This is a genomic window from Trichlorobacter thiogenes (genome assembly GCF_900167465.1).
GTDB lineage: Bacteria > Desulfobacterota > Desulfuromonadia > Geobacterales > Pseudopelobacteraceae > Trichlorobacter > Trichlorobacter thiogenes.
On sequence record NZ_FUWR01000022.1, the window covers coordinates 1 to 15535 of the forward strand.

At 47.0% G+C, this 15535-nt stretch carries 13 protein-coding genes; 4 read left to right on the forward strand and 9 right to left on the reverse strand.

The window, feature by feature from the left end:
* On the forward strand, positions 1 to 262 hold a 262-nt coding region (gene tnpA / locus B5D39_RS14510), incomplete at its 5' end, for an IS200/IS605 family transposase (protein WP_139366746.1).
* Here the strand turns inward: tnpA and B5D39_RS14515 are convergent.
* From B5D39_RS14515 to B5D39_RS14550, 8 genes are all read right to left on the reverse strand, one after another.
* A complete protein-coding gene (locus tag B5D39_RS14515) occupies positions 259 to 1728 on the reverse strand; it encodes a two-component system sensor histidine kinase NtrB (protein WP_078791171.1) in 1470 nt (489 codons plus the stop codon). The two genes, tnpA and B5D39_RS14515, sit on opposite strands and share 4 nt — an antisense overlap.
* A gap of 3 nt (positions 1729 to 1731) precedes the next feature.
* Entirely contained in the window at positions 1732 to 2946 is a 1215-nt protein-coding gene (locus B5D39_RS14520) for a type II secretion system F family protein (protein WP_078791172.1), read from the reverse strand.
* Positions 2947 to 2976: 30 nt separating this feature from the next.
* On the reverse strand, positions 2977 to 4068 hold the full coding sequence (locus B5D39_RS14525; RefSeq protein WP_078791173.1) for a type IV pilus twitching motility protein PilT: 1092 nt from the start codon (positions 4066 to 4068) through the stop codon (positions 2977 to 2979).
* A 12-nt stretch (positions 4069 to 4080) separates the two neighbouring features.
* Positions 4081 to 5787 (reverse strand): type IV-A pilus assembly ATPase PilB, encoded by a 1707-nt coding sequence (gene pilB, locus B5D39_RS14530; protein WP_078791175.1) that lies wholly within the window; start codon positions 5785 to 5787, stop codon positions 4081 to 4083.
* A 73-nt stretch (positions 5788 to 5860) separates the two neighbouring features.
* Positions 5861 to 6739: a shikimate dehydrogenase gene (gene aroE, locus B5D39_RS14535; RefSeq protein ID WP_078791177.1), complete on the reverse strand. Its 879-nt coding sequence runs from the start codon at positions 6737 to 6739 to the stop codon at positions 5861 to 5863.
* Positions 6729 to 8603 carry a glycosyltransferase family 117 protein gene (locus B5D39_RS14540; RefSeq protein WP_078791179.1) on the reverse strand — a complete coding sequence of 625 codons (1875 nt, stop codon included), beginning with the start codon at positions 8601 to 8603 and terminating at the stop codon, positions 6729 to 6731. The genes aroE and B5D39_RS14540 overlap by 11 nt, the downstream gene beginning before the upstream one ends.
* Positions 8603 to 9619 carry a lysylphosphatidylglycerol synthase transmembrane domain-containing protein gene (locus B5D39_RS14545; RefSeq protein ID WP_078791181.1) on the reverse strand — a complete coding sequence of 339 codons (1017 nt, stop codon included), beginning with the start codon at positions 9617 to 9619 and terminating at the stop codon, positions 8603 to 8605. The genes B5D39_RS14540 and B5D39_RS14545 overlap by 1 nt, the downstream gene beginning before the upstream one ends.
* Positions 9616 to 10566: a bifunctional riboflavin kinase/FAD synthetase gene (locus B5D39_RS14550; protein ID WP_078791182.1), complete on the reverse strand. Its 951-nt coding sequence runs from the start codon at positions 10564 to 10566 to the stop codon at positions 9616 to 9618. Before B5D39_RS14550 ends, B5D39_RS14545 begins: the two co-directional genes overlap by 4 nt.
* Positions 10567 to 10684: 118 nt before the next feature.
* Between B5D39_RS14550 and nadB the strand changes: the two genes are divergently transcribed.
* Genes nadB through B5D39_RS14565 form a run of 3 tightly spaced genes read left to right on the forward strand, consistent with a single transcriptional unit; the run spans position 10685 to position 12790 of the window.
* Entirely contained in the window at positions 10685 to 12289 is a 1605-nt protein-coding gene (nadB, locus tag B5D39_RS14555) for an L-aspartate oxidase (protein ID WP_078791183.1), read from the forward strand.
* Between the two features lie 10 nt (positions 12290 to 12299).
* Positions 12300 to 12587 (forward strand): chorismate mutase, encoded by a 288-nt coding sequence (locus B5D39_RS14560; protein ID WP_078791185.1) that lies wholly within the window; start codon positions 12300 to 12302, stop codon positions 12585 to 12587.
* Positions 12581 to 12790, forward strand: coding sequence for a hypothetical protein (locus B5D39_RS14565; RefSeq protein ID WP_078791187.1), 210 nt, complete (start codon positions 12581 to 12583; stop codon positions 12788 to 12790). Before B5D39_RS14560 ends, B5D39_RS14565 begins: the two co-directional genes overlap by 7 nt.
* A 77-nt stretch (positions 12791 to 12867) precedes the next feature.
* Here the strand turns inward: B5D39_RS14565 and B5D39_RS14570 are convergent, their stop codons facing one another.
* Positions 12868 to 15528, reverse strand: coding sequence for a type IV pilus secretin PilQ (locus tag B5D39_RS14570; protein WP_078791188.1), 2661 nt, complete (start codon positions 15526 to 15528; stop codon positions 12868 to 12870).
* Positions 15529 to 15535: the final 7 nt, after the last annotated feature.

The following is a 15535-nucleotide window of genomic DNA, read 5'->3' on the forward strand; positions in this document are numbered from 1 at the left end:
GCCTGACCACATCCATCTGGTGTTGAGTATTCCACCGAAGTACAGTGTTTCGATGGTGATAGGGTATTTGAAAGGCAAGTCGGCAATTCATATTCACCGTAAGGCCGAAGGGGTCAAGAAAGGTTTTATCGGTCGGCACTTTTGGTCACGTGGTTACTGTGCCAGCACTATCGGCCTGGATGAAGAAATGATCCGGGCGTATGTAAGAGATCAAGAACATCTGGACAAACAAGAGGAGTTGGACTTCACCCAAAACCCTTAGCCCCTTTTAGGGGCTTTCCTCAAGCCACCGGCTCTGCCGGTGGTCATGACTTTCAGACAAAGCATGGCAAATGCACTGTCTGCATCATCAATCCCTGACTGCAAATCTGCTGATATTATAATTTCACCACCATCCGGCATCGCCTCTGCCGCGTTGTGCAATAAATTTAACAGCACCTGCTGCAACTGACCACGATCAGCCCAGGCGGTAAGGTCCTCAGACAGATCCAGTACAAGCCTAACCTTGTCAAAACGGTTATCAGCCACCAGCAAGGCCTGTAAATCCCTTACCAGATGATAGAGATTGAAGCGTTCAAAACGTGGAGGGGTTGGACGGGCATAGGCCAGAAAATCAGTGATCAGGCCATTCAGTCGGTCTGATTCCCGCAAGACAATAGCGAGCAGCCTGGATTCATGGTCACGTAAGCTACCATGTTCTGACAACAGTTGAACCGAACCACTGATGGCAGCTAGAGGGTTACGGATTTCATGGGCCATACGGGCTGACAGCTCGCCCAGTGCTGCCAGACGATCAGACCGTTTCAGGGCCAGCTCCATCTGTTTAAAACCGGTCAGATCCTTGAGTGTTACAATCAAACCTGCTGTATCACCCTTAAGATTTTTGAACGGTACAGTGGCATAGCCGATAGTCACAGGGGTACCCGTTGTTGGACGATAGTAAAACTCTCCCTGCATCTGTTGTTCAAGAGCGACTCCATCTGCCATCAATGCAGGAAACACGGCACTGATCGGGCGCCCATAGGCATGAATCTGGCTCATACCGGTAATTCTCTCTACATAGGGGTTAAACACCCTGATCAGACCATCCCGGGTAATGGTCAACAAGCCACTTTCGAGATTTTCGACAATCGTACTATGAAGTTGCTTTAGTTCTTCATAGTTTACCTCTGTCAATCTGGCCCGTTCAGCCAGGTGACTGCCCATGATCGCAGCCAAAACAAACCCCACCAGATGCAAGAAAATGGTGTAAAAAACAACCACATTTCCCCTCTGTTGGGCAGCATCAGAACTGAGGCCGATCTCCTTCAACAGACCAAAATATTGCAGGTCAACCATTGCCCCGTACAGAATAAGGCAAAGTGCAGCAGTATATAATGCCTGCTGCCGATTCAACAGCATACCGGCACTCATTATGGCCAGCAAATAGAGAAATGAGTATGGGCTGGCAATGCCGTCTGTCAACATCAAGAGCAAGGTGACAAACAGGATATCCCAGATAATTTGCAGGCGGGTAAGGGGAAGCAGCCAGCCCTGGCGGCGTAAAGCCACCAGGGAGACAACAGAAACGCAACAAGCGAGGACCAGAAGTTCAATGACACCCCGAAACTGGATATCACTGATGGCTTCAGCATCGCTTAATTTCAGGATGATAGTTGATGCCAGAAAGAGGGAAACTACCACAATTCTGACAAAGATAAAGAGCCTTAGACGGCGCTCAGTTTTCATTACTTACCCGCCAACAGCACCTGCCAGTTTAAAGATCGGCAGATACATGGCAACAACCAGTCCACCAACCACTGTCCCTAGAAAAACCATCAACAACGGCTCCATCATGGCAGTCATGGCAGAGACCGCATCATCAACCTCATCATCATAGAAATCAGCAATCTTGTTTAACATGGCATCCATTGCACCGGTAGCCTCACCAACTGCAATCATCTGCACCACCATGGGTGGGAAAATACCACAGGATTGAAGCGGTTCAGCCATGGTCTTACCTTCAGAAATGGCCTGGCGAACCCCATATATTGCTTCTTCTACAATCTTGTTGCCGGCGGTTTTAGCAACGATCTCCAGACCATCCATAATCGGCACACCGGAACTGACCATGGTGCCCAGAGTACGGGTAAACTTGGCCACTGACACCTTACGGATCAGCGGGCCTGCGATAGGGGCTTTTAAGAACAAGGCATCCATCTTTTTCTGCCCGCCAGGGGTGGCATAATACTTCTTAATTGCCGCGACCATTACAAAAAAACCAATAATGATTAAAATTATATACTTTAACAAAAAGTTGGAAAGCCCAATAACAAACTTAGTCGGACCAGGCAGTTCACCACCAAAATCAGCAAACATCTTAGCAAAGGTAGGGATAACAAACACCAGAATAACGCCAACGACAATTACCGCAATTGACATAATGGTGGTTGGATAGACCATTGCCCCCTTAATCTGCTTCTTCAACTTCATCGCCTTTTCAATATAGGCTGCCAGACGATTAAGGATGGTATCCAGAATACCGCCGATCTCACCGGCAGCCACCAGGTTGACATACAACTGGTCAAAGGCCTTGGGATGTCTAGCCAGTGCATCGGCAAAGGTAGAACCACTTTCAACACTTTCCTTAACCCTTAACAAAATCTCTTTGAAGGCTGGCTTTTCCTGTTGTGATGAGAGAATATCCAGACACTGCACCAACGGTAGACCAGAATCAATCATGGTGGCAAACTGGCGGGTAAAGATAACCAGATCCTTGGTGTCAATCTTGCCGCCGCCAAAACTGGGCATCTTGATCTGAATACCTTTTGACTGCGCCTTTACGACAATATTCTGTAACCCGGCTTTTTTAAGCTGAGCTTCAACTGATGCAGCATCCAGGGCATCAGTAACACCTTTTTGGGCTGCACCGGTGCGGGTTTTACCTTCCCATGTAAACATTGGCATGCTGTTCCTCCTTCAAAAGTGTATCAAGGGTTATCTACGGGGTTGTTGACGCATTCCCATCGCAGGATTATTGATCATCTGACGTAGTTCATCAGGATCTGAAGAACGCCCCATAGCATCATCAAGGGTAATTAACCTTCGGGTGTATAAAGAGTAGAGCGACTGATTCATGGTCAGCATTCCAAACTTTTCCTGCCCGACCTGCATCTGTGAATAAATCTGGTGTACCTTGTCTTCCCTGATCAGGTTTCTAATAGCCGGATTCGGCACCATTATCTCCAACCCCATAGTCCTACCACCACCGATCTTTGGGATCAATGTCTGGGAAACAACCCCCTCCATCACAAAAGAGAGCTGGGCGCGAATCTGGGGTTGCTGGTATGGTGGGAAAACATCCACAATCCGGTTAATGGTCTGGGCGCAGGAGTTTGTATGCAAGGTGGCCAGACAAAGGTGTCCCGTTTCTGACAGAGTCAGAGCTGCTTCAATGGTCTCAAGATCCCGTAATTCCCCCACCAAGACCACGTCTGGATCCTGGCGCAGGACATATTTAAGTGCGCATTTAAATCCTTTTGTATCAGACCCCACCTCACGTTGATTTACCAGACAACCTTTGTGGGGATGAAGGTATTCAATGGGGTCTTCAATGGTAACGATATGTTCTTTACGATTGATGTTAATAAAGTCAATAATCGAAGCAAGGGTGGTTGATTTCCCACTACCGGTAGGCCCGGTTACCAGAATCAGGCCGCGGGGTTTTTCTGCCAGATCCTTTACCACTGGTGGCAACCCCAGTTCTTCAAATGTCATTATCTTATAGGGTATAACCCGAAAAACCCCTGCTACAGCCCCACGCTGGACAAAAACATTGCCCCGAAAACGGGACAACCCCTTGACCCCAAACGAAAGATCAAGCTCGCTTTCCTCCTCAAACTTATGCTTCTGAGAGTCTGTCAATACCGAATAGCAGAGCTGCTTGGTTTCCACCGCATTCAAGGGAGGCAAGTCAAGCGGACACAATTTACCATCCACCCGAATCTGGGGCGGCGTATTGGTGGTGATATGCAGGTCAGACCCCCCGGCTTCAACCAGGGTTTTCAGCAGTTCATGTAAATTTGCCATTAAAGTAACTCCTTAATCGTCAGAAACCGTTACCCTTAAAACCTCTTCAAGGGATGTAACCCCTTCTTTTACCTTGGTAAGACCAGACTGGCGCATGGTCTTGATCCCAAGCCGCATTGATTCACGCTTGATCTCAGCGGTATTGGCACCATTGAGAATCAATTCCCGGATCGGCTCAAGCATCGGCATAACCTGATAGAAACCAACCCGTCCCTTGTAACCGGTATTATTACAGTTGGGGCAACCTCTACCACGGTAACAGGTATATTCGGACGCTTCATCAGAGGGAACACCTGCGTCAATCAAGGCCTGAACCGGAATTTCTTCTTTTTCCTTACACTCACTACAGACACGGCGGGCCAGACGCTGGGCGGTAATCAGGTTAACCGCAGAGGCAACCAGAAACGGCTCAATACCCATATTCAACAGACGGTTGATAGTTGCCGGGGCGTCATTGGTATGCAGGGTTGAAAGCACCAGGTGACCGGTCAGAGCTGCCTTGACGGCAATTTCGGCGGTTTCAAAATCCCGGATCTCACCGATCATGATGATGTCAGGGTCCTGGCGCAGAAACGAACGCAAGGCTGCAGCAAAGTTAAGACCAATATCCTCATGCATCTGCACCTGATTAATCCCGGCAAAGTTAAACTCCACCGGATCTTCAGCTGTGGAAATATTCTCTGTTACCTTGTTGAGTTCCGCCAGGGCAGAATAGAGTGAAACCGTCTTGCCTGAACCGGTGGGGCCGGTTACCAGAACCATGCCGAATGGCTTGTGAATTTCGCGTTTAAAGTGAGCCAGAGCCTCTGGTTCATACCCCAGCTTGGTCAGGTCTGTTTGCAGGTTGCTCTTATCCAAAAGACGCAGGACTATCTTTTCTCCAAACAGAGTTGGAAGACACGACACACGATAATCCATATCCCTGCCGCCACCGAGCTTGATCTTGATCCGGCCATCCTGAGGTAGACGCCGCTCGGCAATATCCAGCTCTGCCATAATCTTGATCCGGGAGGTGATGGCATTTTTCAACTTCATCGGAGGCTTCATTACTTCATACAGAACGCCGTCAATCCTGTAACGCACCCTGAAGGTTTTTTCGTAAGGTTCAATATGAATATCACTGGCTTTTTTCTTAATGGCATCCATCAAGATCAGGTTAACCAGCTTAACAACCGGAGCATCCTCAGTGGCTCGCTCAAGGGAGGAGACATCCACCTCCTCCTCAGTGTCCACCAGCTCCAGATCCTCCATATCCAGGTTATCCATTACATCCGCGAGAGAAGCAGACTGATCGTAATACTTGTCAATGGCTCCCTTGATATCAGACTCGCCAGTTACCACCATCTCGACATTGTAACTGGTCATAAACTTGATATCTTCAATGGCAAACAGATTGGATGGATCGCTTACCGCAACAATCAGGGTTGAGCCAGCCCGGTTGACCGGTATCAGGTTATATTTTTGGACGACTTCAGGAGGGATGATTTTAATAACAGCCGGGTCGATATCATAATCAGCCAAACAGATTGTGGGAACGCCATATTGGCGAGATAGAAATGACACTAGATCCGGCTCTTTGACCAGACCTTGCTTGACCAGGATAGATCCAAGCTTACTCTGCCCGCCGGACATTTTCTGTTCCTGCAGTGCTGCTGTCAGCTGTTCACTGGTAATGATATTGTTTTTAACCAGAATATCGCCAAGGCGGCTCGTCTGCATGACACTCCAATCAACAAGATATAATAAAAAATGTATTTAACGTACGAATAGTAGCGGTCGACGTCAAATACTGTCAAGCCTTTGCTGCATTGAAAAAAGCGCTTAAAGCCTTCTGCATGATATCATTTGCAGGGGCAATACCATGCCAGAGCGAAAAGGCCAACTCTCCCTGAGCAACCAGCATACCCAGGCCGTTAGCAGCCTGCAACCCACGATTTCTTGCATCCAATAGTAGTGGCGTTAGGGGAGGATTATAAACCATATCATATACCTTAGCATGGTCCGGCAGAAGTGCAAGTGTCAGACCATCAATTTTTTCACCTGCCATCCCCAGCGAAGTAGCATTGATAAGCAGATCAGCATCTGACACCAATTGCCCGGACTGACCATCCAGTGCAGTTCCGTGCAACATAATCTGCGGAAAAGAAGAACGGAACGAACCAATAAGACCCTCTGCAACAGCCACCGTACGATTAAGTACCACAACCGACTTTACACCGGCGCGACAAAGGGCCACCAATGCGCCCCGAGCGGCTCCCCCTGCCCCCACCAGAACAACCTTACTCCCGCCAACATCACAGTTAAGGTCCTTTACTAACGAACGAACCAAGCCATCACCATCCGTGTTATGACCAATCAGCTGCCCTCCCTGATTGACAACCGTATTTACCGCCCCGGCCTGCACAGCTGAAGGAGCCAGCTTATCAAGCAAAGGCATGATCACCGTTTTGTGAGGAATGGTAACGTTAAAACCACAGACGCCTAAAGCACGCAGCCCAGACAAGGCAGCTGAAAGCTGATCAGGTTCAACACAGAAGGGAACATAGATCGCATCAACTGCAGCCTCGTGCAGTGCGGCGTTCTGCATCACCGGTGAAAGAGAATGGGTCACCGGACAACCGAGAATCCCATAGATCCTGGTCTTCCCGGTTATGACTGATTTATCGTTCATCAGCTCCTCCTGCTGCAGCGGGGATGGCATAGCGTCTCCGCATCTGTTTCAAATTTTCTTGCCATTCAGGCATAATGTTTCCTGTCAGCAACAGTAATCGCCCCGCCTCCTTGACATGACCACGTCGCGCTAGATCCTCTGCAGACTGCAAAAGACAATAGGCATGAATAATCAAGGCTTTTTGAGAATCAGCATCTGGCTGCCACCCCTTTGGGGTAAGCCGGTGCAAGACGTACATCTTCCAGACCGCCCCCTCGTCCTGTTGTCCGGCAACAGCTTCTGATAGCCAGTACACCATCCCCTGTTGAGGCGGTTGATGTTTACTCCAGTCAAGAGAATAGCGCGTGGAAAAATCCATGAGAACCGGACGCTGATGGTGCAACTTTTCAACCAGATGGGCAAAGATAAGCTCAGCAGATAAAATGCCTGATTCGCCCTTAAATGCCTGTGCAAGGCGGGGTAGTTCATGTTGATACCAGGGAAACACCAGATGAGGTATGTGGGCCAGATCCAGATCCTCCCTGAACCGTTCTACCCCCTGCAGGTACCAGAGCGGAAAAGCACCGCTGTCGCCCCAAGTAAATAACAAAGCATCCTCTGGTAGAGGACACAGGGTGTTTTTAGCATAGTCCTGTGCCAAATAATTTAGACGCTGATTCTGGACTGGTAGATTACTTACCAGTTGCACCACCGGAATAAGAAAAAAGAATAATGTCAGCACAACACGATGCACCAGACCATACTGTTCCGGCTTCTGCGCCGCTACTGCCCCCTTGGTTGCCACAGCAAACAGACCAATGGCAACAAGCACTGCAGACAGGAGGTAGAGAGGTGTATAGAACTCCTCGGTCAAAAAAATAGATTCTACTTGAGGATTGAAATATCCGGCAATAATCAGCCAAAATGAAGCCAGGCAGACCAATAGATACACAAAAAATGCCCGTTGAATTTGCCAGCATGCCCACAAACCAACCAAGACAAACAGCAGACCAACCCAGCCGACTTCATGGGGGAGATTAAAGGCGGCAAGCTGCTTCAGAAACAAGCTCAAATCCCGGCTGTGAGGATCTTCAGGATATCCCCGCCGCAACAGATGCCAGAGGAAGCGGGAAAATCCATCAGGCCCCCCCCAGTTTTGGCGGGTTTCAGCAGCAGCCCGTAACGGCAGATAGAGTTGTACAGCCCCACCTAGTAGTAACATACCGGCAGCCACAATCCATTCACGTGCCCGGCGAATGGATTGTGGCGCTGTTACCAGCACAAACAGCAGGAAACCAGGCAGCAACAACACAATAGTCTGATGGGCACCAGTAGCCAGACCTGCCAGAAAAGCCGTCCCATACCACCAAGCTGGTTGTTCATCCCCCTCTTTAAAGGCTTCGCGCCAACGCATGAGTAGCAACAGCATGATTGCGCTTATAAAGGCTAGTAAAGGATAGGGTTTATCATGATTACTCTGCAACCAGAGCCGGGGCGAAACCGCAAAGATAAAGGCACCGGACAATGCCGCAAGTTTTTTTGCAAACTCAGAAAAACTAATATCATCACAAAAAATGGTTTCACGTAACAGCACTATGACAAGATGGTAGGTGGCAAGGCAGGCCAAGGCAGCTGAAGTAGCTGTTGCAAGGTTGACTCTAAAGGCTATGTTACCAAATGGCAGCCAGGTAAACGGTTTGGCAAAAAGCAGAAACAAAGGATAACCTGGAGAATGGGCAGATCCTAAAAAATGCACTGCAGTAACAAACTCACCGCTGTCATAAAAAGTAATGGTTGGTGCCAGACAGCCAAGATACAGTCCAAAGGGCAGCAAAAAGGCCAGTACTGACCAGACATCAGAATAGGGTGTGATATTCCGCTTCATTACTGCTTGCCTGACATTGTAGCCTGTTCACGCATTTTTCCCAAAGACATCCCCAAGGACCATGCCTGATATAAGCCACCAAGGATAACCGGAAAGAAACCGACCCCATGCACTACCAAGGCAATACTTATTGCCTGAGTATCGGGAAGACCAAAGGCTGCAAGCCCGGTATAGCAGGCGAGATGGTAGGTGCCGATATAGCCGGGGGCTGCAGGAACCATAACGGCGAACACCAGCAAAACCATAATAAAGAATGATGCGGTCAACGGTAGATGAATGCCAAAACCAAGTAAAACAAGGTAAATCGGCAGAGTTGCACTCATCCAGATCAGAAAAGAACTTAGCAAAATGCCAAGCAGGTTACGCCCCCCATAGGAAAAACGCAGCCCCCCCAGGAACGATCCTGCAAGTGGGATAGCCTTCTCAGCAATCGAAGCAGGAAATGGCTTGAGTAGACGGGCAAGCAGAGACAGAGCGGCAACAGGACGCAGTTTTAAAAGCACCAGAAACAGCACCACCCCTGCATAAAATAGCAGCATAGTTGTACCACCTGCACGTAGCAGGGAGGCTGACTGTTCCATTCCTGGCGGTAGTTGCAGGGTCAGCAGCACCACTGCAAGCATGACCATCACACTAAAGCCGTCGAAAAGCCGATCAATTACCAGAGAGGCAAATACCGCCGGTGCCTGCAGTTTTTCCCGTTCAGCAAGGACCCAGGCCCGGATAAACTCCCCCAAACGTGCGGGAAAGAGGTTATTTGCCATATACCCTATAAGCACTGCAGCATACAGAGACGAAAGAGGCAAAGGACGTTCATGCAGCAGTAGATAACGCCAACGCACAGCACGTAACCAGTAACTGACAAACGTAAAAAAAACTGCGGCGGCTAGATAACGCAGATCAAGTTGCTGTAACGCAACAACTAAAGAGTGAAAATCGATTTTGCGCAGCAGCAACAGCAGCAACAGTATGCTAATACCAATCCCCACCCAAAACAACAATCTGGAGTGCTTCATTGCTGAAACTCCACAGGAAGGCCTGAAGCAAGAATCCGACGGGCTGTTGCTACGTCCGTTGTAATTTGTGACATCAGCGCAGTTTTGTCAGAAAATCTGGTAACATCTCGCAGCTTATCAACAAAATGAATCACCACGTCATGACCGTACAAATCCGCACTGAAGTCAAACAGGAACACCTCAATAGTATGCTGCCCTCCACCAAACGTAGGATTTACCCCGACACTGCAGGCCCCCATAATAAGCTGATCCAGAACCGAAACCCAGACTGCATACACACCATCGCCAGGAATCAATTCATTATGGGTACTAATATTTGCCGTTGGAAACCCAAGTGATCGCCCGATTTCACGTCCATGTATAACCTGACCAGAAACGCAGTGACACCGTCCCAGTATCTGTAACGCCTCAGCAACCGCACCGTTTGTTACTAACCGCCGGACTGCACTGCTGCTAAACAAAACACCAGCATCCCCCACCGGATCCAGTGATTGCACTTCAAAACCAAGCTCCTGCCCCATCTGCACCAGAAACGGCTCATTGCCCTCACGACCTCTGCCAAAGGCATAGTCATGACCAATCACCAGATAACAGAGACCAAGACAGGCATGCAGAATTTGTCGTACAAAGAGGTCTGCTGACAAGGCAGAAAATTCTTTTGTAAAAGGAATCACCAGCAGCAGATCAATATCACTCTCGCCAATCAGTTCACGTTTCTGGTCATCAGTGGTAATCAAACAGAAGCGACGGTCATCAGGGCGGAGGACCCGTAAGGGATGGGGACTAAAGGTCACAACTACTGAAGTTGCAGATAACTCATTGGCACGGGCGGTGACCTGTCGAAAAATCTCACGGTGCCCACGATGTACACCGTCAAAATTGCCGATGGTAACTACCGATCGATCAGCAAGGGGATGAGAAAAATCATTTGTTGTAATAGTACGCATAGTTCCAGTATATGGCACAAAAACAGCCCTGAAACAACCCTGATGCCTTGACAAATCCATCCCCAAGGTTCAATAATTGCAAATTCATCTGTATACACTATCATCACGGGAGCATCCCATGATCATTGAAAGTGATTTTCTTGTTATCGGCAGTGGTATTGCCGGTCTTTCCTTTGCGCTTCAGGCTGCTGCACACGGCACTGTTTCAGTTGTTACCAAACGAGAAATAGCTGAATCAGCCACCCGTTATGCTCAGGGAGGGATTGCCTCGGTCTTTTCCAGCGAAGACTCTTTTGACGCCCACGTCGAAGATACATTAGTTGCCGGTGCAGGCATCTGCCATGAAGATGTCGTACGAATGGTGGTTGAAGAAGGCCCCCAAACCATAAGGAACCTGATTGAATGGGGAGTTAAATTCACCACCACCACCAAAGGCGATGAATACGACCTGACCCGAGAAGGTGGTCATAGTGCCCGCCGTATTTTGCATGCTGAAGACATAACCGGACGTGAAATCGAACGGGCTCTGGTGGAAGCAGTCAGACAAAACCCTAACATTCAGGTCTTTGAAGATCATATAGCCATTGATCTGCTCACCTGCGCGAAACTGGCCAGACAGCCGGTCAGTGACAACTGCTGCCTGGGTGCCTACGTACTCGATATTAACAACAAGTGCGTCAAGACCTTTTCAGCCGGTGCAACCCTGCTTGCCAGCGGTGGCGCCGGCAAGGTATACCTCTACACCTGCAACCCCGATGTCGCATCAGGCGACGGAGTTGCCATGGCCTATCGAGCCGGTGCTACCGTTACCAACATGGAATTTATGCAGTTCCACCCCACCACCCTCTTCCACCCTAATGCAAAATCCTTTTTAATATCTGAAGCAGTTCGGGGGGAAGGTGCAATCTTAAGACGCCGTGACGGTACCGCCTTTATGGAAAAATACCATCACCTGAAAGATCTTGCCCCCCGTGATATTGTTGCTCGCGCCATTGACAATGAAATGAAGACCTATGGCGACGACTGCGTTTATCTGGATATCACCCACGAACCAGCTGATGTAGTCAGAAACAGGTTCCCCAATATTTATCAGACCTGCATGGAATATGGACTGGATATGACCAAAGACTGGCTACCGGTTGTTCCTGCAGCCCACTACCTCTGTGGCGGCGTACAGGTAAACACCCACGGTCAAACAGACCTGCGTGGACTGTACGCCATTGGTGAAGTTGCCTTTACCGGTTTGCACGGTGGCAATCGGCTTGCCAGCAACTCATTGCTGGAAGCAGCGGTATACGCAAGCAATGCTGCAAAACATGCCATTGATGCCTTAACCACAAAACCTGCTACAAAACCTGCCACTCTCCCCGAATGGGATTCAGGCACGGCCACCAACAGTGACGAAATGGTTGTAGTCTCTCAAAACTGGGATGAGATCAGACGCTTTATGTGGAACTATGTTGGCATTGTACGCTCCACCAAGCGCCTTGAACGAGCCATGCGTCGAATTAAACTTATTCAGGCAGAAATTGAAGAGTACTATTGGAACTTCATTATTACCTCTGACCTAATTGAACTTCGTAACCTGGCCAACGTAGCAGAACTGATCATTGGTTGTGCCCAACAACGCAAGGAATCCCGCGGGCTGCACTACACCATCGATTACCCGGAACGAGATGATGTTAACGGCAGAAAAGATACGAAACTAAAAAAACAATTTTAGTGAGGCATCAGTGGATATCAATGAAATAAGACTGCGCATAGACCTGCTAGATGATGTCTTACTCAGAATTTTTAACGAACGTGCCCGCTTAGCCCTGGAAATCGGGCACCATAAAAAGCTGCTTGATCTCCCGGTTTACGACCCCTCACGTGAAAAACGGATTTTTGCACGGATGAAGGATGACAATCCAGGCCCTTTAGATGACGGGGCAATTATACGTCTGTTTGAACGGGTAATTGATGAATCTAGAAGACTTGAAAGGATCATGACGCAACAGGAGGAGCAGGAAGAATGCTAATTATTACAAAGAAAAAAGCCTCAGAAGAAGCTTTAGACCAGATCAAGGAGTATCTGGTAAATAATGGTTTTGACTTCCACCAATCAACCGGTGCGGATCGCACTATTATTGGTGTAATTGGTGATACACACACACTTGAAGAGAAAGTTATTCTAAATATGTCTGGGGTACATCAAGTTATGCGCATAAAACCAGATGAATAATTAAACAAACAAAAATATATTTAAACAACTACGCCACCCATAGATATGAGTGGCGTAGTTGTTTGTCAGCTCGTCTATTAAATCGAACTATTTAAAATACGTGGTGTAATAAAGATTAACAGCTCACTTTTACTTTTTGAATAACTTGTAGATTTAAATATATTACCTAAAATAGGCACATCCATAAGCCAAGGAATTCCTTCCTCTCCCTCTGTTTCGCTATCAACAAAAATACCACCTATCACAGTTGTTTCACCATCTTTCAATAACATTTCTGTGGTTGCTTGCTTCTTGTTAATAGGTGGAGTTGTTGAAGTAGAGGTTGTGTCAGGAGCATCGTTTTTTGCATCTACCTTCAAAACTATTGTTCCATTATTATTAATATGTGGTGTAACCTCAAGAGATAAAGCAGCTTCAACAAATTTAGTTTCAACTTTATCCGAAGTTGCTGAAACATAGGGAATTTGTTTGCCTTGAGTAATTTTGGCTGATTTATTATTAAGAGTTGCAACCTTAGGTGAAGATATAATACGTATCAGTCCGGCTTTTGCAGCAGCATTCAAACGCATTGATAATTTAACGTTTGCACCTATTGTTCCAAAAGTTATATCTGCGGCTCCTGTTGTACTACCTATCGCAGATGTTCCAGGTGTATTAGTAATACCTCCAAAGACAGAATCAACACTTTGTACAAGCCTTTTAGAGTTCAACTCTTTATCAACGCTCCAACTCACACCTAACGATCGCGAAAAATCAGATGAAGCTTCAATAATTCTAGCTTCAATCATAACTTGTTTTTCAGGCACATCAAGGTCTTTCAGAATTTTACCCATATCAGTCAGTGAATTTTTTACATCCTTAACAATCACCTTATTAGTACGAGCATCAGATGTAATCACTCCGCGCTCAGTTTTTAGTGCGGCAAACTGTGTAACTATTCCGGCTAAGTCAGCATAGTTTACTTCAAATATTTTAGTATCAAGTGGCTCAGACTTAAGTGTCGCCTTACGAACTTCCAACTCTTCATCAATCACTGACTTAAACTTGCCCTTGGCACGGATCAAAATAATATTACCTTCTTCACGTTTATCTAGACCTTTAGTATCCATTATAACATTAAGAGCCTGATCCCAGGGTACATTTACCAGTTTTACGCTAATGGCACCAGTCACTTCATCACCAAGGACAAAATTCTTATTACTTACTTCCGAAAGAAGTTGAAATATTTTACGCACTTCCGCATCTGCAAACTCAAGCGTAACTTTACGACCTGTATACTTGGTTTTGCCTACAACAGGCACTGAATCTCCAACCTTTACCAACTGATCATCAACAGAGGGTGTTACACCCCCTGAAACAGACGCCTTCTGAGTTGCTGTTGATTTAACCTGCTCTACAGTTTTTTGCATTGTTACAGGGTGCTTAATATCAAGATAGATAACATCTGTTTCACGACGAAGTTCAAACGAAGCGTCAACTTTCAAACTAATACGCACAAGTACATCAGTGCTGCTTTTTGTTTTAACCTGCACTGGTGTAACTCGCAGTATCGGTGATGTAAACTCATGTACATCAAGAGATCGTTGTAAATTATGGGGCAACTGGACATTTTTTACCTTAAAAGAGATAACACCTGAAGACTTAACTGGTGACTCTACAATAGGAGAGCCGTTAAGTTTTATTGCTACCCGACTTACGTCGCCAACCACCTGAAAATCAATGGCAGCAACCTGTGTAGCAGCTTGTGCAGTGTTGCCTGAATTTTCGACATCTGTTTTAGTAGATACCGCCGGATGAGTAGACAACTTATCCGTTTGTGGGCCTGGTAATGCCACGCTAGAAGTCTTATCATCTAAAACTCCAAACCTGACAGCAAGACCTGCATCTGTTTTGTTAAAGGTAGCCTCTGGCAAGATTCCGTTAATTGAATCAAAAACTACTCTTACTTTATCTGGATAACTACCAACACGCGCCGTTGACACCCCTGACACATTCAACTGTACCAGTTTGCCGGTCATCGATACTTTAGCGTTTAGTAGATCAACTACGACTCTTTCAGGCTTATTCAGTCTGAAAACTTTGTATTCTCCAATCGGATACTGCGAAAGAATTTCGATAGAATCACCACGAGCTTGTACACCTGATATCACAGCAACATTACTAGTACTGGATGTAGTTTGAGTTGACTCTTTAGGAGGATCAGCTTTATGTTGTTCAACTGGAGGAACCGTATCAATTTGCACTGTTTTGGATGAGCCGTCTTTAACAGGTGCATCTACAACTGCAGGCTTAAATCCAGGAAAACCTATTCTAAGCTCGCCGACTTTACCACTCGTTGGAGTAATAACCGGTTCAATGTCCTGAGATAAAAATATTTCCATACGTGTAAGCACACCGGCATCAGTATCAAAACGCCTCAGTGTTACAGTTTTTATAGCTCCCTTATTAAAATCAAGGCTTGAGAGAGAATCTACTGGAATTGCTTGGGAAAAGTCAACCACCAAACGATGCGGCGAGGATGTCTTATAACTCGTGTACGTAGCAGGTACAGAAGAAACAATAACGAGTTCTGTAGAAGCCCCATCCCCCTGAGTCTGTACTGACTGGATTACCACAGGTGTAGAACTAGTTTGTGCTGATTCAGCAGATACCTTCTCTACTCCAGTCACAAAGCCAGTAAGTAAAGCTGCACTCAAGAAAATTGCAAAAACAGGTTTAACTTTAACAATACATTTCATCGGGAAC

Bases quoted from the DNA above. Each gene is read 5' to 3' on its own strand.
- B5D39_RS14550 (WP_078791182.1), bottom strand. From the start codon at position 10,566: ATGCGTACTATTACAACAAATGATTTTTCTCATCCCCTTGCTGATCGA.
- B5D39_RS14570 (WP_078791188.1), bottom strand. From the start codon at position 15,528: ATGAAATGTATTGTTAAAGTTAAACCTGTTTTTGCAATTTTCTTGAGT.
- B5D39_RS14520 (WP_078791172.1), bottom strand. From the start codon at position 2,946: ATGCCAATGTTTACATGGGAAGGTAAAACCCGCACCGGTGCAGCCCAA.
- pilB (WP_078791175.1), bottom strand. From the start codon at position 5,787: ATGCAGACGAGCCGCCTTGGCGATATTCTGGTTAAAAACAATATCATT.
- B5D39_RS14540 (WP_078791179.1), bottom strand. From the start codon at position 8,603: ATGAAGCGGAATATCACACCCTATTCTGATGTCTGGTCAGTACTGGCC.
- B5D39_RS14525 (WP_078791173.1), bottom strand. From the start codon at position 4,068: ATGGCAAATTTACATGAACTGCTGAAAACCCTGGTTGAAGCCGGGGGG.
- B5D39_RS14515 (WP_078791171.1), bottom strand. From the start codon at position 1,728: ATGAAAACTGAGCGCCGTCTAAGGCTCTTTATCTTTGTCAGAATTGTG.
- B5D39_RS14545 (WP_078791181.1), bottom strand. From the start codon at position 9,619: ATGAAGCACTCCAGATTGTTGTTTTGGGTGGGGATTGGTATTAGCATA.
- nadB (WP_078791183.1), top strand. From the start codon at position 10,685: ATGATCATTGAAAGTGATTTTCTTGTTATCGGCAGTGGTATTGCCGGT.
- aroE (WP_078791177.1), bottom strand. From the start codon at position 6,739: ATGAACGATAAATCAGTCATAACCGGGAAGACCAGGATCTATGGGATT.
- B5D39_RS14565 (WP_078791187.1), top strand. From the start codon at position 12,581: ATGCTAATTATTACAAAGAAAAAAGCCTCAGAAGAAGCTTTAGACCAG.